The organism is Methanoculleus sp. UBA303 (assembly GCA_002501655.1).
In the GTDB taxonomy this organism is placed as follows: domain Archaea; phylum Halobacteriota; class Methanomicrobia; order Methanomicrobiales; family Methanoculleaceae; genus Methanoculleus.
The window spans coordinates 40,408-62,659 of the sequence record DANY01000012.1; the positions used below are offsets into that span (position 1 = coordinate 40,408).

At 63.7% G+C, this 22,252-nt stretch carries 26 protein-coding genes, 1 other RNA gene and 1 pseudogene; 17 read left to right on the forward strand and 11 right to left on the reverse strand.

The genetic code is table 11. The features are described from left to right. Window positions 1–85: 85 nt before the first annotated feature. From BP846_RS02805 to BP846_RS02815, 3 genes are all read left to right on the forward strand, one after another. Window positions 86–1,762 carry a DUF2207 domain-containing protein gene (locus tag BP846_RS02805; protein ID WP_292392551.1) on the forward strand — a complete coding sequence of 559 codons (1,677 nt, stop codon included), beginning with the start codon at window positions 86–88 and terminating at the stop codon, window positions 1,760–1,762. Window positions 1,763–2,262: 500 nt separating this feature from the next. Further along, window positions 2,263–3,447: a DUF333 domain-containing protein gene (locus BP846_RS02810; protein WP_292392524.1), complete on the forward strand. Its 1,185-nt coding sequence runs from the start codon at window positions 2,263–2,265 to the stop codon at window positions 3,445–3,447. Window positions 3,448–3,640: 193 nt separating this feature from the next. Next, on the forward strand, window positions 3,641–3,958 hold the full coding sequence (locus tag BP846_RS02815; RefSeq protein WP_292392525.1) for a HEAT repeat domain-containing protein: 318 nt from the start codon (window positions 3,641–3,643) through the stop codon (window positions 3,956–3,958). Between the two features lie 6 nt (window positions 3,959–3,964). Here the strand turns inward: BP846_RS02815 and BP846_RS02820 are convergent, their stop codons facing one another. Continuing rightward, window positions 3,965–4,978, reverse strand: a complete 1,014-nt coding sequence (locus BP846_RS02820; protein WP_292392526.1) for a DUF3821 domain-containing protein — start codon at window positions 4,976–4,978, stop codon at window positions 3,965–3,967. 194 nt (window positions 4,979–5,172) lie between these two features. On the opposite strand from BP846_RS02820, the gene BP846_RS02825 reads away from it, so the two are divergent. From BP846_RS02825 to BP846_RS02835, 3 genes are all read left to right on the forward strand, one after another. Continuing rightward, window positions 5,173–6,681 (forward strand): SLC13 family permease, encoded by a 1,509-nt coding sequence (locus BP846_RS02825; protein ID WP_292392527.1) that lies wholly within the window; start codon window positions 5,173–5,175, stop codon window positions 6,679–6,681. A 42-nt stretch (window positions 6,682–6,723) separates the two neighbouring features. Then, window positions 6,724–8,079: a coenzyme F390 synthetase gene (ftsA, locus tag BP846_RS02830; RefSeq protein WP_292392528.1), complete on the forward strand. Its 1,356-nt coding sequence runs from the start codon at window positions 6,724–6,726 to the stop codon at window positions 8,077–8,079. Between the two features lie 290 nt (window positions 8,080–8,369). Further along, entirely contained in the window at window positions 8,370–9,014 is a 645-nt protein-coding gene (locus tag BP846_RS02835) for a hypothetical protein (RefSeq protein ID WP_292392529.1), read from the forward strand. Window positions 9,015–9,280: 266 nt separating this feature from the next. On the opposite strand, the gene BP846_RS02840 is transcribed toward BP846_RS02835, so the two are convergent. Next, window positions 9,281–9,832, reverse strand: coding sequence for a hypothetical protein (locus tag BP846_RS02840; protein WP_292392530.1), 552 nt, complete (start codon window positions 9,830–9,832; stop codon window positions 9,281–9,283). A gap of 139 nt (window positions 9,833–9,971) precedes the next feature. On the opposite strand from BP846_RS02840, the gene BP846_RS02845 reads away from it, so the two are divergent. The 3 genes from BP846_RS02845 to BP846_RS02855 all read left to right on the forward strand — a co-directional run bounded on the left by BP846_RS02845 (window position 9,972) and on the right by BP846_RS02855 (window position 11,073). Next, window positions 9,972–10,247 (forward strand): glutaredoxin family protein, encoded by a 276-nt coding sequence (locus BP846_RS02845; RefSeq protein WP_292392552.1) that lies wholly within the window; start codon window positions 9,972–9,974, stop codon window positions 10,245–10,247. Beyond that, entirely contained in the window at window positions 10,240–10,752 is a 513-nt protein-coding gene (locus BP846_RS02850; protein ID WP_292392531.1) for a ferredoxin-thioredoxin reductase catalytic domain-containing protein, read from the forward strand. The genes BP846_RS02845 and BP846_RS02850 overlap by 8 nt, the downstream gene beginning before the upstream one ends. Window positions 10,753–10,851: 99 nt before the next feature. Further along, complete coding sequence (locus BP846_RS02855; RefSeq protein ID WP_292392532.1) at window positions 10,852–11,073, forward strand: hypothetical protein; 222 nt, start codon at window positions 10,852–10,854, stop codon at window positions 11,071–11,073. A 1-nt stretch (window position 11,074) separates the two neighbouring features. Here the strand turns inward: BP846_RS02855 and BP846_RS02860 are convergent, their stop codons facing one another. Beyond that, the gene (locus BP846_RS02860) at window positions 11,075–11,440 is read right to left on the reverse strand and encodes a hypothetical protein (RefSeq protein WP_292392533.1); all 366 of its coding nucleotides are present in this window, start codon (window positions 11,438–11,440) and stop codon (window positions 11,075–11,077) included. A gap of 70 nt (window positions 11,441–11,510) precedes the next feature. Here BP846_RS02860 and BP846_RS02865 point away from each other — a divergent pair, with 70 nt between their 5' ends. Beyond that, window positions 11,511–11,744: a winged helix-turn-helix domain-containing protein gene (locus tag BP846_RS02865; RefSeq protein ID WP_292392534.1), complete on the forward strand. Its 234-nt coding sequence runs from the start codon at window positions 11,511–11,513 to the stop codon at window positions 11,742–11,744. Beyond that, window positions 11,741–12,058, forward strand: a complete 318-nt coding sequence (locus tag BP846_RS02870) for a transcriptional regulator (protein ID WP_292392535.1) — start codon at window positions 11,741–11,743, stop codon at window positions 12,056–12,058. The genes BP846_RS02865 and BP846_RS02870 overlap by 4 nt, the downstream gene beginning before the upstream one ends. A 4-nt stretch (window positions 12,059–12,062) precedes the next feature. On the opposite strand, the gene BP846_RS02875 is transcribed toward BP846_RS02870, so the two are convergent. Beyond that, window positions 12,063–13,739, reverse strand: coding sequence for a phospholipase D-like domain-containing protein (locus BP846_RS02875; protein WP_292392536.1), 1,677 nt, complete (start codon window positions 13,737–13,739; stop codon window positions 12,063–12,065). A gap of 39 nt (window positions 13,740–13,778) precedes the next feature. Between BP846_RS02875 and BP846_RS02880 the strand changes: the two genes are divergently transcribed. The 3 genes from BP846_RS02880 to BP846_RS02890 are packed head-to-tail and all read left to right on the forward strand — an operon-like array spanning window position 13,779 to window position 14,849. After that, window positions 13,779–14,381: a uridylate kinase gene (locus tag BP846_RS02880; protein ID WP_292392537.1), complete on the forward strand. Its 603-nt coding sequence runs from the start codon at window positions 13,779–13,781 to the stop codon at window positions 14,379–14,381. 45 nt (window positions 14,382–14,426) lie between these two features. Then, window positions 14,427–14,591 (forward strand): zinc finger domain-containing protein, encoded by a 165-nt coding sequence (locus tag BP846_RS02885; protein WP_292392538.1) that lies wholly within the window; start codon window positions 14,427–14,429, stop codon window positions 14,589–14,591. 3 nt (window positions 14,592–14,594) lie between these two features. Continuing rightward, window positions 14,595–14,849, forward strand: coding sequence for an elongation factor 1-beta (locus BP846_RS02890; protein ID WP_292392539.1), 255 nt, complete (start codon window positions 14,595–14,597; stop codon window positions 14,847–14,849). A 27-nt stretch (window positions 14,850–14,876) separates the two neighbouring features. Here the strand turns inward: BP846_RS02890 and BP846_RS02895 are convergent, their stop codons facing one another. The 5 genes from BP846_RS02895 to BP846_RS02915 form a co-directional block, all read right to left on the reverse strand. Beyond that, window positions 14,877–15,830, reverse strand: coding sequence for a malate dehydrogenase (locus BP846_RS02895; protein WP_292392540.1), 954 nt, complete (start codon window positions 15,828–15,830; stop codon window positions 14,877–14,879). 11 nt (window positions 15,831–15,841) lie between these two features. Then, an RNA gene (ffs, locus tag BP846_RS02900) (signal recognition particle sRNA) lies at window positions 15,842–16,151 on the reverse strand. A gap of 12 nt (window positions 16,152–16,163) precedes the next feature. Continuing rightward, complete coding sequence (locus tag BP846_RS02905; RefSeq protein ID WP_292392541.1) at window positions 16,164–17,189, reverse strand: hypothetical protein; 1,026 nt, start codon at window positions 17,187–17,189, stop codon at window positions 16,164–16,166. A 34-nt stretch (window positions 17,190–17,223) separates the two neighbouring features. Further along, window positions 17,224–17,616 carry an STAS/SEC14 domain-containing protein gene (locus tag BP846_RS02910; protein ID WP_292392542.1) on the reverse strand — a complete coding sequence of 131 codons (393 nt, stop codon included), beginning with the start codon at window positions 17,614–17,616 and terminating at the stop codon, window positions 17,224–17,226. A 277-nt stretch (window positions 17,617–17,893) separates the two neighbouring features. Further along, entirely contained in the window at window positions 17,894–18,283 is a 390-nt protein-coding gene (locus BP846_RS02915; RefSeq protein WP_292392543.1) for a DUF308 domain-containing protein, read from the reverse strand. Window positions 18,284–18,607: 324 nt separating this feature from the next. Between BP846_RS02915 and BP846_RS02920 the strand changes: the two genes are divergently transcribed. Both BP846_RS02920 and cls read left to right on the forward strand, forming a co-directional pair. After that, window positions 18,608–18,799, forward strand: a complete 192-nt coding sequence (locus BP846_RS02920) for a hypothetical protein (RefSeq protein ID WP_292392544.1) — start codon at window positions 18,608–18,610, stop codon at window positions 18,797–18,799. 79 nt (window positions 18,800–18,878) lie between these two features. Then, entirely contained in the window at window positions 18,879–20,312 is a 1,434-nt protein-coding gene (gene cls / locus BP846_RS02925) for a cardiolipin synthase (RefSeq protein WP_292392545.1), read from the forward strand. 6 nt (window positions 20,313–20,318) lie between these two features. Here cls and BP846_RS02930 read toward each other — a convergent pair whose 3' ends face one another. Together BP846_RS02930 and BP846_RS02935 are read right to left on the reverse strand one after the other, a co-directional pair. After that, window positions 20,319–21,185: a PHP domain-containing protein gene (locus BP846_RS02930; RefSeq protein ID WP_292392546.1), complete on the reverse strand. Its 867-nt coding sequence runs from the start codon at window positions 21,183–21,185 to the stop codon at window positions 20,319–20,321. Between the two features lie 127 nt (window positions 21,186–21,312). Continuing rightward, window positions 21,313–21,924: a hypothetical protein gene (locus tag BP846_RS02935; protein ID WP_292392547.1), complete on the reverse strand. Its 612-nt coding sequence runs from the start codon at window positions 21,922–21,924 to the stop codon at window positions 21,313–21,315. 119 nt (window positions 21,925–22,043) lie between these two features. Between BP846_RS02935 and BP846_RS02940 the strand changes: the two are divergent. After that, window positions 22,044–22,252: pseudogene (locus BP846_RS02940) on the forward strand (RNA-guided endonuclease TnpB family protein); the annotation flags it as partial.

Genomic DNA, 22,252 nt, shown 5'->3' on the forward strand with positions numbered 1-22,252 from the left:
CCGTCTTCTTCGAGAACGGGACCCTGGTCGAGCGGTATACCTATGACGTCCACGCAGCGGGGGAGTACCGGATGCTCTTCCGCTACTGGGACGCGCCGCTCACCTTCGCCGCCATCGACCGGCCGCACATCGAGTTCCTGGGTATGACCGCCCCGCCCGGGACCGTCGGCTACGTCAAGGACTCCGGGGTCCCTGCGCTCCTCATCTTCCTCGTCGTCGGTATCCGCCCGGGACCGTCGGCTACGTCAAGGACTCCGGGGGCGAAGTCCGGACGGCCGCCGGGACCGCGAGCCCGGAAGACCTCGCGGTTATCCGGGATCTCGCGCTCGAGAACGAGGTAGGCCTCTTTAACCCCGGCTACTTCACCCCGGGCACCTACACGGTGGAGTACCGCTACCGGGTCCGCCCACCTGTCGAGTACGACAATCAGTGGGCGCACCTGAACCTGAAACTCGTGGACGAGCACGTCCCTTACCGGGATCTCCGGATCACCCTCCCGTTCGCTGGGGATATCGAAGAAGTCTACACGCATCCCCCGACCCTCAATGTCGAGCGGACGGCGGACGCCGTCGTCATAACGGGAAGTGCATCCCAGGATGATGCGCTGAACGTTGAGATGGTCCTCAATCCCGCGTTCACCAAGAAGGTCGGCGGCTTTGGGACGTTCGTCCCGGACGTGCGGCAGAAGGCGGCCGATGCCAACCGCTGGCCCGCAATCCTCTACGGGGCGGCGAGTATCCTCTACGATCTTGCGACCCTTCTCGTCCTCGCGATGCCGTTTGTCCTCCTCGGCGTCTATCTCCGCTACGGCAGGGAGAAACCGTTTACGGTGCCGGAGTATCTGAGTTTCACGCCGAATCCAGGCCTCAAGCCCTGGCAGGTGAACCTCCTCTTCAAGGGCGACGCCCTTGAGTTCGACGACAACGGGTTCTACGCGACGGTGCTTGACCTCCACCGGCAGGGGAAGATCGTGGTGACCGAGAAGCCGGACGGTAAGGGTGTTACGGTCCGGATAGTCTCCGGGGAGTCTGCCGACCCCTACGAGCAGCGGGTGCTCAATTTCCTTGCGAACATCGCGGACGACCACGTCGTGGATACCGCCGAACTGGAAACATTCGCCGAGACCGCCCGGCGGAGCCCCGGCTACCAGCACCGGATCCTGCAGTACCAGCAGTCGCTTGCCGCTCTCTCCCGGGATGTGGATACGACGCTTGCCCGGCAGTACGTCAGGGACGGCCGGGGGCTCATCCTCCCGCTCATATTCCTCGGCGCCATCCCCTGCGGGCTTGCGATCCTCGCGTTCATATTCGCGCCGGGTGCGGCCTACCTCCTCATCCCGGCCGGCGTCCTCTCCTTCATCGTCGCGGTCCAGGTCGGGATCGCGGCCCTCTTCCCCTCGACACTGTTTGGGGTCTGGAAGGGCGACCACTACAAGGAGAAACTCGAGTGGGACGCGTTCGCCTACTTCCTCTCGGACCTTGCCCTTATCCGGCAGTACTCCCCCGCCGACCTCTCGATGTGGGGGGAGTGGCTGGTCTACGGGACCGCGCTCGGCCTCGGTGATAAGGTAGAGCAGGCGATGAAGAACTTAAATATCAGCCTCCCGGACGTCGGGGTGCCGCTCTACTCGAACATGCCGGTGATCTTTGCGCCGATCGTTCTCTACTCCCCGCCGTCCTCGGGCGGGTCCGGTGGGTTCGGCGGCGGCGGGTCCTTCGGCGGCGGTGGCGGCTTCGGCGGCGGCGGCGTCGGGGGAAGGTAATACCCTTTTTTAGGTTTTTTGGCCACTGCTGAAACCCTGTTCCGGTCTTTCCCTGCCCCGATGAGGGTGGTACTGGACCCGGCTTGTCCCTGGGATCGGTCTTTTCCTTCGGCATGTCTCCCGGCAGTGGACCGTGGTGGCTATCGCGTCTGGGGGTGGGGACAGGGGAGGAGGAGACCCCCTCCCCGTCTGCCCCTCCCCCAATGTGATATCCGGTGGAAAGCCGTGCTCGGAGCAGGTGGAGTTCGAGCCTCGCCAGGTGCGCAGGCCGGGGGAAAGCCATGTGCCGGAGTGCCCCATGAGTGCGACCATCGAGAGCCAACAGGTTGGGATTCAACAAAGCCCCTTTTTGGCCACTTCCCCTGCTCTCCCCGGAATGAGTTACAGGTCGGCTCCGGAACACCCGGAGGCTGGCGAACCGGCACCTTGAATGCATAGGTCCGGATTATTTCGTAGTTAAAGCAACCTACTTACCTCCGGCGGGAGAATTATCGTCGTTGATGCCTATGACGGGATCCTATCCGAACTATCTGATCATCGTCCTCACACTCCTCGGGGCGGTCGTTGCCTGCGGGTGCATGGCTGCCGGGGGGGAGGACGGCCCTGCCGACCGCATATCCGGGAACGGGACGGTCACCTACGTCGATCTCGAAGGCGGGTTCTACGGTATCGTCGCGGATGACGGCGAGCGTTACCTCCCGCGAAACCTCCCGGCAGACTTCCGGGCCGACGGCCTCCGGGTCACGTTCGTCGTCGATATCGCGAACGAGACGGCGACCATCCAGCAATGGGGAGCGCCGGTCGATATCGTCAGCATAGAGAAGGGCGACACCCGCCGCACGGTTGCGACGAACGGAACGGTCACCTACATCGACCTTGAAGGCGGATTTTATGGTATCATCGCGGAAGACGGCATGAACTACCTTCCCGTGAACCTCCCGGAGGAGTACCGGATCGACGGTCTTTCCGTGCAGTTCTGTGCCGATCTGGAAGAAGACACTCTGGGATTCCATATGTGGGGAACCCAGGTGAAGATCCGGACCATCGAACCCATCGGCGGCGTCCGGCTCGTCTCCGGGAACGGGACCATCACCTACATCGACCTCGAGGGCGGGTTCTACGACATCGTCGCCGACGACGGGAGACGCTTTCTCCCGCTCGGCCTGGATGAGGCATGGCTGGTCGACGGCCTGAACGTGACGTTCGTCGCAGAGGTGAAGGAGGATGTCATGACCGTCGAGCAGGAGGGAACCCCGGTTGAGGTTCTTGCCATCGATAGGGCAGGAAACGCGACGTTCGTCGCGGCAAACGGGACGGTCACTTACATCGATCTCGAGGGCGGGTTCTACGGCATTATCGCCGATGACGGCGGGCGCTACCTCCCGCTCGGGCTTGAGGAGCGCTACCGCGTCGACGGGATGCGGATCACCTTCGCCGGGAAGATCGCGCGCGATACCGTGACCATCCAGCAGTGGGGGGTTCCGGTCGATATCATCGCTATCCCATGGGCCTGTTCAAGTTGTGGCGGAAGTGTCGGCATGGCCGACCCGGCCGCGGTCTGGTGCCTGGAGCAGGGCCACACCTACGAGACCCGGAAGAACCCCGACGGCAGCGAGTACGGTGTCTGCATCTTTGCAAACGGCACCGCGGTCGATGCCTGGGACTGCTACCGGCAGAACCACTAACACTCTTTTTGGAAGGCCGGAGCCCGGCATAAAACCGATCGTTTTTCCCTCCGGGCACCAAGAGCAGTATGGCCATCAGCCCTGCGGCACTCGTGCCGGGTTGGAGGCCTGGAATGGATGTTATGGTCGGCGAACGGAAGAACGTGGTGATCGTGGCGGCAGAAGAAGATCGGCGTCGGACCGGGGTGCGGGGATGGAGAAGAGTAACGCTGTCGCCGGCCTGATGGGGGTCCTCCGCGACGGTGAGAGCACTGACCGGATGGCGGCGGCAGAGGCCCTCGCCGCCCTCGGCCCGGCCGCCTTCCCGGGGCTTCTCTCCGCGCTCGGTGACCCCAACCCCCGCCTCCGGATGTGGGCGGCCTACACCCTCGGGATCATCGGGGACACAACAGCGGTCCCGGCGCTCATCTCGGCGCTCGAGGACGGCGACCCGGGCGTCGCGAAGTGGGCGGCCGCCGCCCTCCGCCGTATCCGGGACGCGGCCGGTGGCTGCGGCTGCCGGTCCTGCTGAATTCCCTTACCGGCGCCTGCCGGCGAGGATGACGGCGAGACCGAGCGCCCCGACGACTGCAGCGACCGGGAGCGGCGCCGCGGTCGGCGTGGGGGTTGCCGGCGCCGTCGTCGCGGTCGCATTCGGCGTGGCTGTCTCTGTGGTCGTCACCGTCACTGTTGCGGTCGCCGTCACGGTCGTCGGTGCCACGGTTACCGTCGGCGTGGCCGTCGCGGTCACGGCAGGCGTCGGCGTCCCGGTCTCGACACCGACCCGATTCCCGACCGTGAACGTTACGGGCTCCGAGTTGGGGGCGTAGGCGTCGAAGGCTTCCGGCGTCCTCCACTCGGCCCGGACGGTGTAGGTCCCCGGATCACGGAGGCCGGAGAGCGGGATTGCGCCGGGCCTGCCGGGGTCGTCGGTGTAGAACCGGGTCGAACTGACGTTCAATCCGGCGAAGTTAAGCCCGCTGATGACGGTGCTCTCCGCGCCGCCCGGATGGGTGAGCACGATATCGACCGTCGCCGGGTAGACACCGCCAGCCTGGTAGATGGCCCCGACGTCGGGGGAGGCTATCCGGAACGCTATCCGGGTGTTCTCGGAGACGGAGAGTCCGGCCAGGGGCTCGTTGTGGTAGGGGTTTGCGAGCACAACGTCAAGGAAGACCCGTGGTTCGCGGATCATAACGAGCGCCGTCGTGCCGTCAGTGGGGTTGAAGGCGTAGTAGGTCCCGTACTCGTGGCCCACGAGCAGGTCCTGCACCTCGAAGTTGGTGTCGTCGACGACCGGGATACTCTTTATGAGCGATTTTCTGGGGTTGTCGTCCTGATACTTCTGGAGCGCCACAACAGGGTTATCCGTGGTCGCGTTGCGGAGTTGCGAGAGGTTGAGCCCCTCTTCGTAGACGAAGATCGTGTCGTAGGGCTGGATGTCGCTGATCGCCGGGCCGCGGGCCTCTGCCTGCCCCGCACAGAGGGCGAGGAAGCAGACGGCCAGGAGGAGGACCGGGAGACCTCGCCTGCGGATCCAATCTGGTGCCATGGTATCCCGTGTGCTGATCCTGTAGATATAGGTTGGTGCAGCCCCGGGCCCCGCCCGCCCCTGGCGTATGGGTGCGGTGAGCCCGACCTGATGGCACTTGCCGTGGTGAGACGGCCCGTTCCGACTCCCGCCACTCCAGTCCCGTGCGATTTCAATTCCGCACGCTTAAATAATTTCTTCTCCCAGGTTTGAGGATGAAAAAGGTCGCCTTCATCGTTGCGTCACTCCTCGTCTTCTTCGCGGTCCTGGCGATCCCCATCGACCCTGCCCTCCTTGCGCCTGAGGCGAAGTCCGTTGCGGCAGTGACCGTCCTTATGATCCTCTTCTGGGTTTCGGGTGTCATCCCCCTGGAGGCGACCGCCCTGCTCCCGCTGGTCCTCTTCCCGGCACTCGGGGTTCTCTCCCCGGTGGAGGTGGCGGTCTCCTACGGCAACGAGGTGATCTTCCTCTTCCTCGGCGGGTTTATCATAGCGATGTCGATGCAACGGTGGGGTCTGCACAGGCGCATCGCCCTCCATATCATCCGGGTTGTGGGGACGAGCCCGAAACGCCTGGTGCTCGGGTTCATGGTCGCCACAGCGTTCCTCTCGATGTGGATCTCGAACACCGCCACCACGATGATGATGATCCCGATCGCGGTCGCGATCATCCTGACGATCATCCCCGGGACCGACCGGGCGCTCGAGAGCCTCAACGGAGAAGAGCAGGCGCTCGCCCGGTGCCTGGTCATATCCATTCCCTACGCCGCGAGTATCGGGGGCATCGCCACGATCATCGGCACGCCCCCAAACGGTATATTCATATCCCAGCTCGCGACGATCTTTCCTGCCGCGCCCGCCATCGACTTCTTCACCTGGATGAAGTTCGGCGTCCCGTTCGCCGCCGTATTCCTCTTCCTCGCCTGGGTCTGGCTTACCTTCGTCCCCTATCGCCGGATGGCGGCAACCCTCCCGAGCGCCCGGGGGATCATCCGGGAGGAACTCGCGAAACTCGGATCTGTATCAACGGGGGAACGGTGGACGCTCATTGTCTTCGCCCTGACTGCTCTTGCCTGGATATTTGCGCAGACAAAGGAGATTGGCGGTATCATCATACCGGGCCTCGACATCTTCTTCCCGGGTATCAAAGACTCCACCATCGCTATCTTTGGGGCACTCCTCCTCTTTGTCCTCCCGGTCGACCGGAAGGAGGGCATCTTCACCATGGACTGGGAGTGGGCGGTGAAGATACCGTGGGGCATCCTGCTCCTCTTCGGCGGTGGCATCGCCCTCTCGAACGGGTTCATCCAGAGCGGGCTTGCCGCGACGATCGTCGAGTCCCTCACCCTTATTCATGGGCTCCCGATCGTCATCCTGGTCCTCGTGGTGGCTCTGGCGGTCTCGTTTGCGACCGAGATCACCTCGAACACCGCCATGGCCGCCGTCCTGATGCCGATCATGGCGGCCACGGCCCTCAGCGTGGGCGTCAATCCGATCATACTGATGATGACTGCGGCGGTCTGCGCCTCGATGGCGTTCATGCTCCCGGTCGCCACCCCCCCAAACGCCGTCGCCTACGGGAGCGGCTACGTCACCGCGAGAGACCTTCTCGGGTCCGGCTGGGGGCTCAACCTCATCGGCGTCGCGCTCTGGGTGTTCTTCCTCTTCACGGTCGTCCTCTGGGCGCTCGGGATCTCCCCGGACCTTCCCGCCTGGGCGATCTGAGCCCCGGCACCTTTTTTTACCCCGGGGGTCCATCACGGCCGGATGGCAGACGACCGGTATCATGACCGGGTGGTGGAGACGCTTACCCGTCCGGATCTCGACGCGCTCATCGACGAACGGGTCCGCTCGACCGTCCTGTACGCGAACGAACATTCTCCCTTCTACCGCCGGTGGTTTGAGCGGCACAACGTCCGCCCGGAGGCGATCCGGGAGCACGAGGACCTCCGCGACCTCCCCATTATTTCCGGGGCGACGATCCGGCGCTACCAGCCCCCGCAGACCACCGAGTTCTGCTTTAAGAGCGTCCCCTGGGAGGCGGTCTTCACGGTCAACGAGACCTCCGGGACGAGCGGGGTCCCGAAGAGTTTCTTCCTCACCTGGGAGGACTGGGAGCGGTATGCCGGGAAGTACGCCCGGCTCTTCGTCTCGCAGGGGTTTTTGCCCGGCGACCGGGTGGTGGTCTGCACCTCCTACGGTATGAACGTCGGTGCAAACACCATGACGCTTGCCGCCCGGGAGATCGGGGTGACGGTCATCCCGGAGGGGAAGTGCACCTTCCCGGTCCGGGTGATGACGCACTACCGCCCGACGGCCGTGATCGGGAGCGTCTTCAAACTCCTCCGGCTCGCCCGCCGCATGGAGGCGGAAGGGATCCCGCCGCGGGAGGTCGGCGTCACGCGCCTCGTCGTCGGCGGCGAGAGCTTCGCCCCGGAGTCCCGGAGTTACCTGGAGGAGGTCTGGGGCTGCCCGGTCTATAACACCTACGGGAGCACCGAGGGAACGATGTGCGGCGAGTGCACGCGCCAAGCCGGGCTCCACGTCCCCGAGGACCTGGTCCACTTCGACCTCTACGATCCCCGGATGGAACGGTTCGTCCGGGACGGTGAGACCGGCCGGCTGGTCTATACGACGCTTCTTGCGCCCGGCTGGAAGGCAGGGACACTTCTCATCAACTACGATACGGAGGATACCTGTTCGGTCGTCTCCCGGGAGCGGTGCCGGTGCGGGCGGACGCATATGCGGATCGACTACCCCCGGCGTGAGGCGGAGACGTTCCGGATCGGGGAGGCCCTGCTCACCCGGGTGGATGTGGAGGCAGCGGTCTTTGAGCCCGGGAACATGCCCTACCTGAACGGGGAGTACGAGGCGTTCATCTACGGCGGCGACGAGGTGGGGGAGACTATCCTCCGGGTGAGCATGGAGTGCCCCGACCCCGCCCGGGTCGACCCGGCGGCCGTCGAGGAGACGTTCCTTGCCGCTCTCTTCAGGTCCGCCCCGGGTCTTCTGGCGGCGTACGAGGACGGGTCCCTCCGTATCCTCTGCAACATCACACCGCCGGGTGGGCTCGAACTTCACCGGGTACCCGGTCGCCCGAAGCGGATCGTGGACCGGCGGTAGGGTACGGGAAGTATGAAGGGGTACTGTTATGGTGGGGGATCGAGGTAGCGAAATGAATAATAGGGTGGATGAGAGAGACTCATGCGAGAGCGATGGCTAAGAAAAGGATCTATAACCCTGTCACGGGGAAGTACTACGAGTTAAGACAACGATCGTCTGTCAACGGCGAGGCAGGGCAGATCAAGGGATTATGGAGCTCCAAAAGGAAGGCGGAAAAGAGAGCCTGAGGGGGAGTCGTAATCGCCCAACACACCTGGTGTATCGACACGAATATCCTTGCCCCCTGGGTGATGCACAAGAGCGGTATTTTAACTCTCTTTTGTGATCGCTACGGGTTATCCGAAGAGTTCAGAGAGGTCTATCTGACCAGGTACTCGCCGTCAATCTCACTTATCGATGAGATTGTCTCACAACGGCATGGAAATCCGGCATGCGCCTATTATATCTCCTATCTGGCTCTGAACGAGCTTTTTTCTGCAATAAGGGATGAACTGCGAACAATAATCCTTTTCAAAAACGGCCTGCCCATCTCCCGCTGGCGTGACGGGAGAAACTTTCCTGATATCCCTGAAGAGTGTATGGAAGTCATCTATGCGAGGATCCAGAGTACGTTTGATCTGTTATTTGAGAACGGGGCAATTGTACCACTCTCTGATGAGCCTGAAGAGAATGGGGATAACTTCTCTGAGATATTTGCGTGGCTGATCTTGAGCAATAAGGGGATTGAAACCCAGGATGCAATACTGTTAACAACTGCAATTCTCGTCAAAGCAGAGTATTTCGTCACCAAAGATGACAAACTGCGCAGAGAGGTAAGAGATACCCTTAAGCAGAGGTATAATGTCGAGTTGATTCAGCCAGGATATGCGCTGAGCAAATTAAAAAGTATGAGAAAGAGAGGGAGCTTCTATACAAAACATCTTCCTTGCCGTTGACTGGTGCATCGATTCTCAATTACCGGCACTCTCAACGGAGGAGATCATCGATCGTGTTTCGCACCGCCCGGGAGTTTGCATCCCCGGGCACGGCTTTTCCCGGGTATCTCCACGCACCGTCCTTCCCCCGGAGGGAGGGGGGAGGAGGGCTCTGGGTGGGAGGGGACGAAGGCCAGATATGGTCCGTTCGTTTGGAATCACTGCACCAGTATCCTGGGCCGCTACCATAATCCCCCGTGAATCCCTCATGAGTAGTGTTCGTGTCCCTACCGCCGCCGCGCCAGCCATCCGGCCACACCGGCCGCGAGGGTCGCCGTCATCGGAACCAGCGGTCCCGCGGTGGTCGGCGTGGGGCTCGTCGCCGGAACCGTCGTCGGCGCTGTGGTGACAGACGTCGTCGCCGTCTCCGCCGGGGTGGCCACCGCCGCCTCTGTGACCGTGAAGGCGGTGCTTGCTGCGGCGTCGCCTTCGACCCACTCCACGGTCACGGTATACTCGCCGGGTTGAAGCCCGGTGGTATCCGCCGCAAACGACCATGTGTTCGCGGTGGTGTCCCCCTCCTCTACGACAACCGTTCCCGATGCGCCTGCCGCTCCGGCCGGTGCGGACTTGTTCGCGGGCCCGAACCCGACCGGCGTCGCCGTGACGGTCAGGTGGTTGCCGGGTGCAATATTCGTCGTCCCGCTGATGGTGACCGTCTTCCCGGCCGGGACGCTCCCGATATCATCGATGGTCATCTCCTCTGCGGCGGCGGTGCCGCAGATCCATGCCGCGAGCACGAGTGCGGCCGCAACTCCGGCAAATTTCCTGACGTTCATCTCATCCTGCCTTGCACCTTTCTCCCCGCCCGAGAGGATAAAAATATCCGTCCCGATCCCTCCCACTTCCGGGGACAAGCTACTTACCTTCGGCCTCCATGACAGGGACGATCGGTACGGAGGAAGTTTCTTGACGGAGATGCAGCACGTGCCTGGAGTTGACCGCGGCAGGGTGATCCTCTACGCCCTGAGCACCTGCGGCTGGTGTGCCAGGACAAAAGAGTTCCTTGCCGACCTCGGCGTCGGGTTCTCGTATGTCTACGTGGACCTGCTCGCGGGCGAGGAGCGCGACCGTATAGTCCGGGAGGTCGAACGGTGGAACCCGCGGCTCTCGTTTCCGACCGTCGTCATCGACGACGCAAAAGTGATCGTGGGGTTCCAGGAAGGCGAGATCCGGGAGGCGGTCGGTGCCTGACACGGTGAGCGACGGTGAGATTGACCGCTTTGTGCGCGATCTCGATCGGGAGGCGGAGGGCGGCGGCTATCATCTCAACCCGGATCGGGAGTTCACCAGGGGCCTCGTCCGGGGCCTGCTTACGAACCAGGGGCGCTACGGCTACATATCCTGCCCCTGCCGGCTCGCCTCCGGGAACCGGGAGGACGACCTCGATATCATCTGCCCCTGTGACTACCGGGACCCTGATCTCTTTGCCTATGGCGCCTGCTACTGCGCCCTCTACGTCACTGCCGACGTGGAGGCCGGGATGCGTGCCGTCGGCCCCGTCCCGGAACGACGGCCGCCGCCGGAGGAGCGGGAGCGGCAGAAGGAGGAGCGTACCAGGGTCGGCCCGGCCCCGGGAGGCCTGAAGTATCCGGTCTGGCGGTGCCGGGTCTGCGGCTACCTCTGTGCGCGGGGCGAGCCGCCCGAGACCTGCCCCATCTGCCGGGTGCCTCGCGACCGGTTCGAGCGGTTCATGTAGCCGGCCGGGACGGCAGGCGGCCCGTTTTGCCGAAGGGCTCACGGAAGGCCGGCAGGCCGGATCCAGAGGTGTCATATACCGGGCCGGCAATTCTCCTGTATGCCGCGAGTGAGGATCAACGACGGAGACCTGATCTCCGGGACCGGTGTGGAAGGGGGCCGGAAGAAGAAGCGCGACGAGAGCCCGGCACCTCTCCCGGAGAAACCCGCGGAGAAGGAACCGGCGCCCATCAAGGAAGAGGCGAACCCAAAGAAGCCCCGGCAGGGGCGGCCCCTCTTCGGGGATGCCGCCGGCGCCGACATATTTTACACAAGAAAGTAGGTCACTCCAGCACCCGTATATCCGCGGCGGAGGCAACCACCACCTCCCGCTTCCCGCGGTAGGTCTGCACGACCCCGTAGAGCGTTACGCTCTCGTTCTCGCCGATCTCGAGCGCGGCAGCCACGTTCTCCGGCAGGAAGACGGTGGTCCCGTTGACGGTGAGGATCCGGTGCCCGCCGGTCGATGTCTTTTTGACCTCCTCGACCCTTCCCTCGAGGAGGACCAGCACCCCGTCCGGGACCTCTTCGGAGTAGGGAGTCGCCACCAGCGGCCGGGCGACGGCGTCGAAGAGGAGGTGCGCCGCAAGCACGATCCCGACGACGCATACGAGCACGGCGAGGGCCGTTTTCTCCTGCCGCTCCAGCATAGATATCCTATAGGCTCCCGGGGTTATAACTTCCGTCACTTTGATATGTTAACGCCGTTAACATATCCCTATGGATGATGTGAACCTTCCCCCGTCCTCCCGAAAGATCCTCCTGCTGCTCGAGGACGGGGGCGCCCTGACCCACAAGGAGCTCGTCCGTCTCAGCAGCCTGGCCCCCCGCACCGTCCGCTACGCCTTGAAAAGGCTCAAAGACAACGATATGATCGTGGAGAAGTTCAACTTCCGCGACGCCCGGCAGATCCTCTACGAGTACAAAGACTCCCCGATGGTGTCAGCACCATGACCGAACTCCCTCCCTGCGACATCATGCGCTGCGACACCCTCGCGCGGAGGCTGCTCCCCCAGATGCGGGCCGAGATGGTCTACCGCCTGGTGAACGAGCGCGGCATCAGCCAGAGCGAGGCCTCCAAACGCCTCGGTATCAGCCGGGCCGCGATATCCCAGTACATGAGCCGGAAACGCGGATTTACACGGCAGGACTTTCCCGGTGACCTCGAGGTGGTCATCGAGCGGTGGGTCTCCGCCATCGTCTCGGGCGAAGGAACGATCACCATCTGCGACGTCTGTCACTCGGCCGATCTTGCCGGAAGACGGTGAGGTTTCAGGTTCGCCCCCGCCGGTAGGCGTAGAGCCCGAGAAGCCCGGCGAGTATGCACGCCGCTGCCACGATTTTGAGCCGGTCCGGCCCGGTAGCGCTCCCCGTCCCGCCCGCACCCGAGGCATCCCAGTCGTCCTCGAAGACCCGGGTGTAGTAGGCAGCGATATCGGGGTGCTCGATGATAACGCCCGCTTCCCGGTTGAATGCCGGTGAGTTGGCGTTCCAGTTGATGCTGCTGACGAGGACCGCCCGGCCGTCGACGATGACGCCCTTGTTGTGAATCTTCGCGAGGTTGTTCGCGTCCAGGTCGACGAGCCGCGCCTCGAGCGGCAGCCCTTCGGCCGCGGCGATCCGGTTGATGATCGCGACCATCTCGTCGTTGTCCGCGTCGCCCTCGGTGTTGAACCAGAAGGCATCGAGGAGCACCCGCACCGCAACCCCTCGCCGGGAGGCGTTGATCGCGGTCACGAGGAAGGGATTGAGGTCGCACCCGGTCTCGTTTGTTATGTAGGCCTGCTCGATAGCGATGCTCTTCTCCGCCCCCTCGATCAGCCGGATGATGAGGGCGCTCGTGTCGGGGGAGAGTACCGGGGTTACCCGCGCTCCCTCCGCCCGGCAGGGGGCGAACTCCACTGTGTAGGCGGGCGCGTAGGGTACGTGGACCCCGGCCGCCGTACCCTCGAACGGGATGATATCCCCGCCCCGGGCATCGGAGAGGAAGATCTCCCGGAAGTAGGCCGCGAGTCCCGGGTCCTCAAGGCACGCCCCCCACCCGCGGTTGCCCTGCAGCCCCGGCGCCGGGTAGCCGCCAGGCTTGAAGTTCTCGCTCCCGATAAGGACCGTCTCCCCATCGATGATGCTATACTTCGCATGGTCGTAGCGGTACTTCGCGTGGGCTGCATCGGTCGTCGTCATCGAGAGGACCACGATACCGCTCCGGTTGAGGCTCCCGGCTATCGCCCGCTCCTCCGGCGGTATGCCGCCCACCGGCCCGCCCTCGAGGAGGACGGTCACGGCCGCGCCGCGCTCGCGGGCACGGATGAGGTCGGCCGCCATAGCGGGGTCGGTGAACTCGTAGACGTTTACGAGGACCTCGCGCTCTGCGGACGCGACGGCCGCCGAGAAGACACTATACGAGCAGTCCGGGGCGGCGAATGCTGTCACCGCGACGTCTTCGAAGGTCGCGGGGGAGAAGCGCGACTGGCCGATGAAGAGCGGGCGCGGGTCCCAGGCGCCCTCCTCGAGGTAGTGGACCTGCCCTTCCCGGGGATGGACGTCGGCGGGCCAGGCAACCTGCTGGACGAGGGTCGTCCCCCGGTAGAGGAGGAGTTTGTCGGCCTGGTTCGCCATCAGGAGGTTCCCGCTCGGTATAACGTCCGGCACGGTCGGTGTCCGCCCTTCGATCTCGAAGTCGGGCAGGTAGCCGTGGGTCTGCTCGAACGCGGGCCCGCTCTTCGCGACCACCAGTCGCCCGTCGATCCGCGTCCCCGGCGGAAACCGGAACCCGCCTTTGCCGTCCGAGAGGACGAACCCGTCGAGCAGCCCCTCCCCTTCGAGCACCAGGTACTCGTCAGGGTCGCCGGGCCGGTAGGGGTCCGGGCAGAACTCGGTGATCAGGATGCCGCCGGCTGTGCCGGCAATGAGGCAGAGGAGCAGGGTGACAGCGGCGATCCGGCGCATACGCAGGGTTATGTATCCTCCGGATAAAGAGCAAACGATATGACAACGCTTGCACCCCCGCTCGTCGTCAAGGTGGGCGGAAGCCTCTTTGACCGGGTCGTCCCCCTGCTCGGCATATTTCAGGAGGTTGGCCGCCCGGTGCTGATCGTCCCCGGCGGCGGGAAGTTCGCCGACCTGGTCCGGCGTCTTGCCGTCTCCGATACCGCCGCCCACTGGATGGCGGTCGCCGGCATGGAGCAGTTCGGGTGGTACATCGCCTCGCACGGCGTCCCGGCAGTCTCCGGGCTCACGCTTCCGGAGGAGGTGACGGTCCTCCTCCCCTACTGCGCCATGCGGGAGAGCGATCCCCTCCCCCACTCCTGGAACGTCACCTCCGACACCATCGCCGCCTGGGTCGCAGACAGGCTCTCGACCGATCTCCTCCTCCTCAAATCGGTCGACGGCATCCACCACCACCGCAAGCTCGTCTCCAGGGTCGAGGATCCCTCCCTCATCGCCGACGAGGTCGACCCCGCGTTCATCCGGTTCGCCTTCGAGCACGGCATCCGTGCCCGGGTGATCAACGGCAGGCACGACGACCGGGTCCGCCGGGCTCTCCAGGACGAGGCCGTCACCGGGACTCTCGTCGACCCGAGATTTTAATTGTTGTAGAGGCGATATGATAAGCTAACTTTCGAGGAAACCACGATGACAGCGAGAGATCGATGTACCTCCTGCAACGCCACGCTGGCCGAGACCGGCTCTACCGGGTTCCCGTGCCCGGCGTGCGCGCACGAGATCAACAGGTGCTACCGGTGCAGGGAGCAGAGCATAGCCTATACATGTCCGAAGTGCGGGTTCCGGGGGCCATAACCGATGGGAAACGTAGCCATTATCATGAAGATAATGCCCGAGTCCCCTGACGTCAACCTTGAAGCGCTTAAATCCGCAATCAAAGCGGCCGTTCCGGTGAGCGATATCAGAGAAGAGCCGATAGGCTTTGGCCTCGTGGCACTGAAAGCCGCCATCGTCGTCCCCGACAAAGCCGGGGCTCCCGATGAGGTTGAAGCAGCGCTCCAGAATCTTGAAGGTGTCGGCAGCGCCGAGATCACTGAATCCACACTCGTATAAGTGGATTCCCATACCCACTTTTTCGCTCTAACGGGCTTCTTCCAGCCGTTCCATCACTTCGGCGGTGACCCTGCGGATCTTTTTGACCGACTCCGCAAACCCGGTGACCTCGTCCTCTTTGAGGCTGATCGGAAGCGGGAAGACGCCGTTCCGGTTGAGGCGGGCGGGCACGCCAATGCAGACGTCGCCGATCCCATGGACCTCGCTTGTGATGTAACTTGAGACGGTGAGGATCCGGTTCTCGTCCCCGAGGATAGTCCGGACGAGGGTTGCAATTGCTTCTCCTGGCCCGTAGACGGTAGAGCCTTTATCCCTGATGATCGCCTCGCCGCTCGTTCTGACCGTATCGATCATCTCCTGCGCGGGCAGTCCTGAGAAGGTAGGCAGGTTGTGGATCTGGATGCCGCCGATCGTCGTCGCCGACCAGAGCGGGACCATGCTCTCGCCGTGCTCGCCGATGATGCGGGTATGCACCTCACTGACGTGGACCCGGAAGTACCGGGCGATCAGTGATTTTAAGCGCATCGAGTCGAGGTGCGTCCCGAGGCCGAAGACCTGTTGCGGCTGGAACCCCGAATACTTCAGGGCAACGGCTGTCATGACGTCGACGGGGTTTGTCACCAGAAAGAGGATGGCATCGGGCGAAGACCGGCTGACGGTCTCGGCGGTCTCGGCGATGATCTTCGCGTTCTCGAAGGCGAGGTCGTTCCTGTCCTGACCGGGCCGACGAGGCACTCCCGCTGTGCATATGATGATATCTGAGCCTTCTGCGTCGGCAAGACGGGTGCTGTACGAGAGCCTGACGTGGGTTCCTCGCGCGGCAAACGAATCGGAAAGGTCACGGCAGCAGCCCGCAAGAAAATCTTCGCGTCCGGGCCTCCCGACGAGCAGCATTTCGCTGACGTACGGGATCTCGGATATGGTGTGGGCCGCAAATGTGCCGACGTTCCCTGTAGCCCCAAGAATCGTTACTTTTGCCATGGAGATCGCCGTTGGGAACACGTCCTCGGTCGACCGTGCGCACAAGCATTCACCGCTGCATCCCTCCTCCACCCCGCAACCCCATGGGCGCCGAACGTCCACGGTAAGTCTGCTCCCTTCCGGGCCTGAACCGGTACCCGTGGCAAAAGGCCGCCGCCCCCTCCGGGACTTTGGTACCTCTCCGCCGACCTCATGGGACGAGGCTTCTCCGTCGGGACGCAGCAGATCCTGCAGGCCGCTGCGGCCTTCCTCAGACTTCGCCCCCCGCTGACGGCGGTTTCGGGTGACAGGTGACGCCGAGCCACCCAGGCTAGTCCCCGTATATACTGTGGTCTATGGGATAAAAAGAGCTCCGCCCACCCGGGTCTGCCAGGCCCTGGTGAGCTGGCTGACCTTCCCGGCGTCCGCCTTCTCGAAGAGGTCCAGGGCGGCAAGGTCGACCTCCGGCGGGAGGACGGCCGGGAGCAGCCGGAGGTCGCCCTGGTAGACCTCGATCTCCTGCGCGCCGGCGGCGGTGGCGACCGGAAGCGGGTCTCGCGCGACCTCTCGTCGCCGGAGGTCGTCGTACGATCGGTGCATCGTTACCTCCCCGATATCGAGGAACTCCCGGTTCACCTGGAGGTTGCAGGCGGTCCAGTAGGCGGCCGCGTACCAGGCGTCGTTACAGATCACGCGGGGGACGCCCGCCCGGGCTGCGGCGAGCCCGAGGGTGCCGGCGCCCGAGCAGGCGTCTACGAATGTCCGGGGCCGGCGGCGCCTGATCTCCCGTTCGAGGGAGAGGATCTTTTGATCGCGGTCCCGGGGGAACTCGACGTGCAGTGCCGACTGCTGCTTGTAGACGACGACCGGCCCTCTGAGGGTGGGAAAGACGTCGGCCCGGACGTCGCACCCGGCAAGCAGGGTGTGGGTCATTGGTTCCGCGTCGGTATCCCTGACTCCCGGCGTCCCGGCGCCTGCCCGGACGACCCCCCGGACCTCCGGAACCTCGGCGACCAGGCGCGCCGCCGCCCGCTCCTCGACCGACCGGGAGAGGAGGAGGAGTGATCCGGGCGGGAGGTAGGGGGCTCTCCGCATCGCAGACCCGGGGTGGACGAGCGGCGTCCCGGCGGCGGCGAGGGGTTCGGTCCCGGCGAGGTCGCCCTCTTCCGCCATGATCCGGTAGATGTGGGCAAAGACCTCGTCGATGAACCGTTTCCCGCAGGAGGGGCAGGGCTCTGCTGTATCGATATCGGGCGGGGAGCTCTGTTTGTCGTAGACGAGCCCCATGCAGTCGGGACAGGGGGCGAAGCGCTCCGGGAGTTCCGTAAGAAGTGCGCGGGCTTCCGTGACGCAGTCGTCACCGCAGACCGGACAGTGCATATCGATGGGTTGGGGGCCGGGGTATATAGGCGTTTCATGCCGCCTGCGGCGGGACTAAAAGCCCTTCCCGGAGCCAGCCCCAGGCGTCACGGAGACGGCTCTCCGGGAAGTAGCGCACATCGATCGCGAAGAACCCGACAAAGAGCCCCGGCAGGTGGTTCATCCACTCCCGCCACCGCTCGCCGCCGACGACGGCGATCCGGTCGACCCTCTCGATCCCGGGCCACCGCTTGAAGGCGTCCCAGGGTTCCCCCGGCCTCCAGCTCCGGAAGTTCTCGATCTTTAAGAGGATCCGGACGTTCTTGTGGTCTTTCATTGCTCGTTCGAGCTCTGGGAGCAGAATGGTGGCATAATCGCTCTCGCTCAGTTTTCCATCGAACCGGAAACCGACGATACTCCCTGTACTCTCCTTCATCCGGTCAAGCATGGGTGCCCCTTTAACTCCTGGGGAGAAAAGGCTATGGCTGTTTGGCCGGGTCCTCGGTTCAGGTCAACCTTCGCACGAATTGAATTGGACCGATGCACTGCCCGGCGCGACGCGCAAGCAGTCCTGGAACAAGCCAGTTTTCTCGATATAGGTGGATTTTCTCCTCAGACCGTTCTGGGATGGATTCATCGGGGTGGGGTTCATCTCGCCGTCGGCGTGAAGTGGGGTGAGATGGTGTCTGCACACCAGGACCTGAGCGATTTCTCCCGCCCGCCTTTCATCCCGGCATCCGGAGCGCAAAGATGATTGCTGCAACTCCTCCGATGATGGCGAGGACCGCGAGGACCACGACCAGGGCGAGGGCGGCGATGAACGGGTTTGCGATCAGGATGAGCCCGAAGATGATGCTCACGATACCGAGGATCCCGGCTCCCCAGCCGGCGCCGGAGAGCCCCCTTGCCAGCTGGACGGCCCCGATGATCAGCCCCTCCACACCGATGATGATGGCGAGGAGTGTCGGGAGGAGGATGGTGCTGTAGAGGGGGTAGGCCAGAAACAGGATACCGAGGGCAAGGGCGACGATACCCTGGAGCAGCACGAGCCACCGGGGCAGGGAAGCCGGTTTAGTGAGCCCGGGCGTGCCGGCCTCAAATGTTGCGTTTACCATAACGCCACCACGGGGAGGGGCCCTGTTCTGGTATATGCGTATGCCTCCCCGGTGGCAGGCCCCCTTATAGCGATGGCCGGGCAGACGGGTGCGGAGGTGCTCTTCGATCCTAAACCCGGGGCGTTCCGGTGCACGTATGCCGAGCCGCCCGGCACAGGTAGTTATATATGCGCGCCTGCTCTCCCTGCGCCCTGCAAGGGCGAGGCACATGTTCCTCTCGGCGATGCTCATCCGGCTTCGCCAGGCCGTAAGGGCGGTGTTGTTTCTCTTCGCTACGCTCCTTCCCGTCGTTCTTGGCCCGGTCCCCGGTATCCCAACGGTGCAGTGCTCGGACCGATCTCGTCCACCATTATTCTCCAGGCAATGCCGATCGTCGGCCTCTACTCGAGCACCGTGATCGGCTGGATCCTGCGGTGGGACAGGGGTCTATCCCTCCTCTTCATCACCATCGGGTGGGTCGCCGTCACGGTCTTCCTCATACTCGTCGCGCTCGGGTTTGTGCATCTGTTCGCCTGACGGACCCCGACAGGTAAACGAATATACTCCCGTAGGGAGATAGGATGGCTATGCCCGGTTCCGGCAGGGAGGCAACGCAGTGAATCTGGAATTTCTGCCCGCGATCATCCTGATCCTCAACAGCATATTCGCCGTCACCGTCGTCTTCTTCGAGCGGAGAAACCCGACGGCGGCTCTGGCCTGGCTGGTGGTCCTCTTCTCCTTGCCGTCGGTCGGCTTTGTGCTCTACCTGCTCTTCGGGCAGAACTACACCCGGCAGAGGATGTTCGTCATCAAGGAGAAGGAGGATCGGCGTTTCCTCCGGGAGGCTTTTGAGGAGCAGCACCGTGAGTTCACCGGCCGCCGCTACCGGTTCACCACCTCGGAGGCAGCAGAGTTTCGTGATACGATCGTTCTCCTTCTCCGGAACAACCGGGCGTTCCTGACCGAGGAGAACCGGGTCGATATCTATACCCGGGGTGACGAGAAGTTCGACGCCCTCTTTGCCGCGATCCGGGGGGCACGCGACCACATCCACCTGGAGTACTTCATCCTCAACAACGACGAACTCGGGCGGGCGGTCATCCACGCCCTCGCCGAGAAGGCACGGGAAGGCGTCGAGGTCCGCCTCCTCTTCGATGCGATGGGGACCCGGGCCGGGGGCGGGTCGCGGAAGGCCTTCTCTGAACTGACCGACGCCGGCGGGAAGATCGGTGTCTTCTTCCCCTCGGTCTACCGGGTCAACTACCGCAACCACCGAAAGATCGCGGTCATCGACGGGGTGACCGGGTTCATCGGCGGGTTCAACATCGGGGACGACTACCTGGGGAAAGGGCCGCTCGGCCCGTGGCGCGACACGGCCTTCCAGGTCACCGGAAAGGCCGTCCAGCTCCTCCAGCTCCGGTTCTTCCTTGACTGGCATTACGTGACCGACGAGTACCCGGGGCTCGCGCCCCGCTACTTCCCCGATCCCGGCACTCCCGGCACAACTCCGATCCAGATCGTCTCCGGCGGCCCGGACACCCGGTGGAACGCCATAAAAGAGGGCTACATCAAACTGATCAACTCGGCCCGGGAGTCGGTCTCCATCCAGACGCCCTATTTCATACCTGATGAGAGCGTTACCGACGCCCTCCGGCTTGCGGCGCTCTCCGGTGTCGACGTCCGGATCATGATACCCTGCAAGCCCGACCACCCGTTCGTCTATTGGGCGACGCTCTCGTTCGTCGGCGACCTCCTCGACGCCGGGGTGCGGGCCTACACCTACGATGCCGGGTTTCTCCACGCAAAGACGATCGTCGTCGACGGGAAGGCGGGGTCGGTCGGGAGCGCGAACTGGGACGTCCGGAGTTTCCGGCTGAACTTTGAGGCGAACGCCTTCTTCTACGATGCGGCGGTCGGGGCCGATCTGGCACGGCGTTTTGAGGAGGACCTGGATGTCTGCACCGAGATCACGCCGGAGCGCTACCGGGCGCGATCCCGCTGGATCCGGGTCAAGGAATCAATCTCCCGGCTCTTCTCGCCCCTCGGGTGAGGGGTCTCACCCGTTCAGCCGGGTCCGGACGAACCTCTTAATCCGGGGGAGGTCCTGCTCCCACCGGGCCTGGAGGATGGGGACGGCGTAGGGGAGATGGTGCGGGAGGACTGCGGTCCCCATCATGGCCTTCTCGACGAGCGGCCGCTCGCGGCCGATGACGACCGTTTTTCTCTTGCGGATGGCGTCCAGGAGCTCTTCCACGGTATCGGCCTCAGCGCAGGTGACGACCCCGCCGAGCTCGTGGAGGAGGTGACCGTCGGTCCCGCCGGTTCGCCCGAGGCTGTGGGCGACCGCGAGTCCGGCCGCCTTCAGGTTGTGGGACCGGGCCATACCGCCGCAGATCACCTCGAGGGCGTCGAGGCGGGAGAAGACCTCTTCACCGATGCACTTGCCGGCGATGCACCGCTGGACTCCCCGGTTCAGGAAGGCGTAACCGCAGGGGTGCGCCTCGGCGGCGACGCAGGAGTAGTCCTCCCGGCGATCGAGGATATCCGCGGTGTCAAGGCGTATCGCGGTGAACGGACCGTTCCTCCGGTTCTTCTCGATGTGGCGCCGGTAGAAGTCCTGGAGGTCTGCGGCCGAGTAGAAGTAGAAGAGAACGTGCGGACCGTCGTTGGCGCTGACCTCGATCCCGGGGATGAGGGGGACGTGGATCTTCTGCCGCTCTGCCTCGGCTACGCCGCTTGTCTGGTTGTGGTCGGTGATCGCAAGCCCGATTCCCCGCCGGGCCGCGAGTTTCAGCGCGTCCCGCACACGGGTGGCGGAGTCGGAGTGCCGGGTATGGAAGTGCAGGTCAGCAGGGAGCAGCCCGAGCCGCCGGATTGTTTCCGGCAGGGGTTTTTCGAATACGATGTCTTTATAATAGTGCATGGGATCGCTGTCTGTCTGATCACCGGTAGGTTGCCGGGGCTGAAAAAGGGTTCCTTGTCACCTCGTGCCCCTTCGACCCTGCTCCCATAGTCGGTCAAGGGCCGTCGCCGGGTGGTTGCTCTCGCGGTCACTCTCCCCGGAGTTCTTCATGGACCATCTTTCTCGTGAGTTCCTCCTTTGAGAACTCCGAGAGGTAACGGTTCCCGGCGAGTGCCACGGCGACTGCCCCGACGAGGACGAAGATCATATCGAGCATGGTGTCGTCGAGGCCGTGCTGGAGGGTTGTCCCGAGGAAGGTGTCGAACAACCACTCGTAGATCTCCCAGAACCCCTCCATCGCCATCGCGGCGATGATGATGAACCCGACGATCATCCGCCGGGAGAGGTTCAGCCTGCTGAACCGGTCGAGGAGTAGGACGACGACGAAGGCGAGCACCGAGACGGTTATCCCGGAGATGAGGTGGGCGACCTTGTCGTAATAAGGGTAGTATATGTCGTAGTACCCCAGGACTCCGCCGGCTATGTGGAGGTAGAGCGAGAGGGCTATGAGGAGGTTGACCTGCCAGGGAAGTACGATGCTCCACCGGCGGGTGATGATGGCGGGAACCATCGTTAAGCCGAGCGCGAGGATGCCGCCGAAGACCTGTGAGTAATCCTCGAGTGAGAATGCGATGAGGATGTTCACAACGATGAGGGACTGGAAGAGGTAGGCGAGGTAGAGGCCGGCGGGTCTCTTCATCTCGAATGGGCAAGGAGACCCCCTGCGCAAGCGGGGGGAGGAATTGCCCGGGCCAGCCCCGTACACTTTCGCGCTGCATGGTTATTCTTAATAACCGGTGAGAAACAGAGAATATCCCCATGGCACTGCGAGTCGTCAGCAACTCTCTCCGTCTTCCCAAGAAGACGTTCCAGATTATCGACACGCTCGCGTACCATGCCAAGAGCCTGTATAACGTGGGGCTGTACAACGTCCGGCAGCACTCTGCAACGCACCGAGAAAACCGCGCGATCCTGCAGGGGATCCGCCCGGCTCTCACCTCCGGGGTTGAGGTGTTGGTTGGATCCTA

Coding starts and splice junctions, on each gene's coding strand:
- BP846_RS02810 (WP_292392524.1), top strand. CDS start 2,263: ATGCCTATGACGGGATCCTATCCGAACTATCTGATCATCGTCCTCACA.
- BP846_RS02815 (WP_292392525.1), top strand. CDS start 3,641: ATGGAGAAGAGTAACGCTGTCGCCGGCCTGATGGGGGTCCTCCGCGAC.
- BP846_RS02820 (WP_292392526.1), bottom strand. CDS start 4,978: ATGGCACCAGATTGGATCCGCAGGCGAGGTCTCCCGGTCCTCCTCCTG.
- BP846_RS02825 (WP_292392527.1), top strand. CDS start 5,173: ATGAAAAAGGTCGCCTTCATCGTTGCGTCACTCCTCGTCTTCTTCGCG.
- ftsA (WP_292392528.1), top strand. CDS start 6,724: ATGGCAGACGACCGGTATCATGACCGGGTGGTGGAGACGCTTACCCGT.
- BP846_RS02835 (WP_292392529.1), top strand. CDS start 8,370: ATGCACAAGAGCGGTATTTTAACTCTCTTTTGTGATCGCTACGGGTTA.
- BP846_RS02840 (WP_292392530.1), bottom strand. CDS start 9,832: ATGAACGTCAGGAAATTTGCCGGAGTTGCGGCCGCACTCGTGCTCGCG.
- BP846_RS02845 (WP_292392552.1), top strand. CDS start 9,972: ATGCAGCACGTGCCTGGAGTTGACCGCGGCAGGGTGATCCTCTACGCC.
- BP846_RS02855 (WP_292392532.1), top strand. CDS start 10,852: ATGCCGCGAGTGAGGATCAACGACGGAGACCTGATCTCCGGGACCGGT.
- BP846_RS02860 (WP_292392533.1), bottom strand. CDS start 11,440: ATGCTGGAGCGGCAGGAGAAAACGGCCCTCGCCGTGCTCGTATGCGTC.
- BP846_RS02865 (WP_292392534.1), top strand. CDS start 11,511: ATGGATGATGTGAACCTTCCCCCGTCCTCCCGAAAGATCCTCCTGCTG.
- BP846_RS02870 (WP_292392535.1), top strand. CDS start 11,741: ATGACCGAACTCCCTCCCTGCGACATCATGCGCTGCGACACCCTCGCG.
- BP846_RS02875 (WP_292392536.1), bottom strand. CDS start 13,739: ATGCGCCGGATCGCCGCTGTCACCCTGCTCCTCTGCCTCATTGCCGGC.
- BP846_RS02880 (WP_292392537.1), top strand. CDS start 13,779: ATGACAACGCTTGCACCCCCGCTCGTCGTCAAGGTGGGCGGAAGCCTC.
- BP846_RS02885 (WP_292392538.1), top strand. CDS start 14,427: ATGACAGCGAGAGATCGATGTACCTCCTGCAACGCCACGCTGGCCGAG.
- BP846_RS02890 (WP_292392539.1), top strand. CDS start 14,595: ATGGGAAACGTAGCCATTATCATGAAGATAATGCCCGAGTCCCCTGAC.
- BP846_RS02895 (WP_292392540.1), bottom strand. CDS start 15,830: ATGGCAAAAGTAACGATTCTTGGGGCTACAGGGAACGTCGGCACATTT.
- BP846_RS02905 (WP_292392541.1), bottom strand. CDS start 17,189: ATGCACTGTCCGGTCTGCGGTGACGACTGCGTCACGGAAGCCCGCGCA.
- BP846_RS02910 (WP_292392542.1), bottom strand. CDS start 17,616: ATGCTTGACCGGATGAAGGAGAGTACAGGGAGTATCGTCGGTTTCCGG.
- BP846_RS02915 (WP_292392543.1), bottom strand. CDS start 18,283: ATGGTAAACGCAACATTTGAGGCCGGCACGCCCGGGCTCACTAAACCG.
- BP846_RS02930 (WP_292392546.1), bottom strand. CDS start 21,185: ATGCACTATTATAAAGACATCGTATTCGAAAAACCCCTGCCGGAAACA.
- BP846_RS02935 (WP_292392547.1), bottom strand. CDS start 21,924: ATGAAGAGACCCGCCGGCCTCTACCTCGCCTACCTCTTCCAGTCCCTC.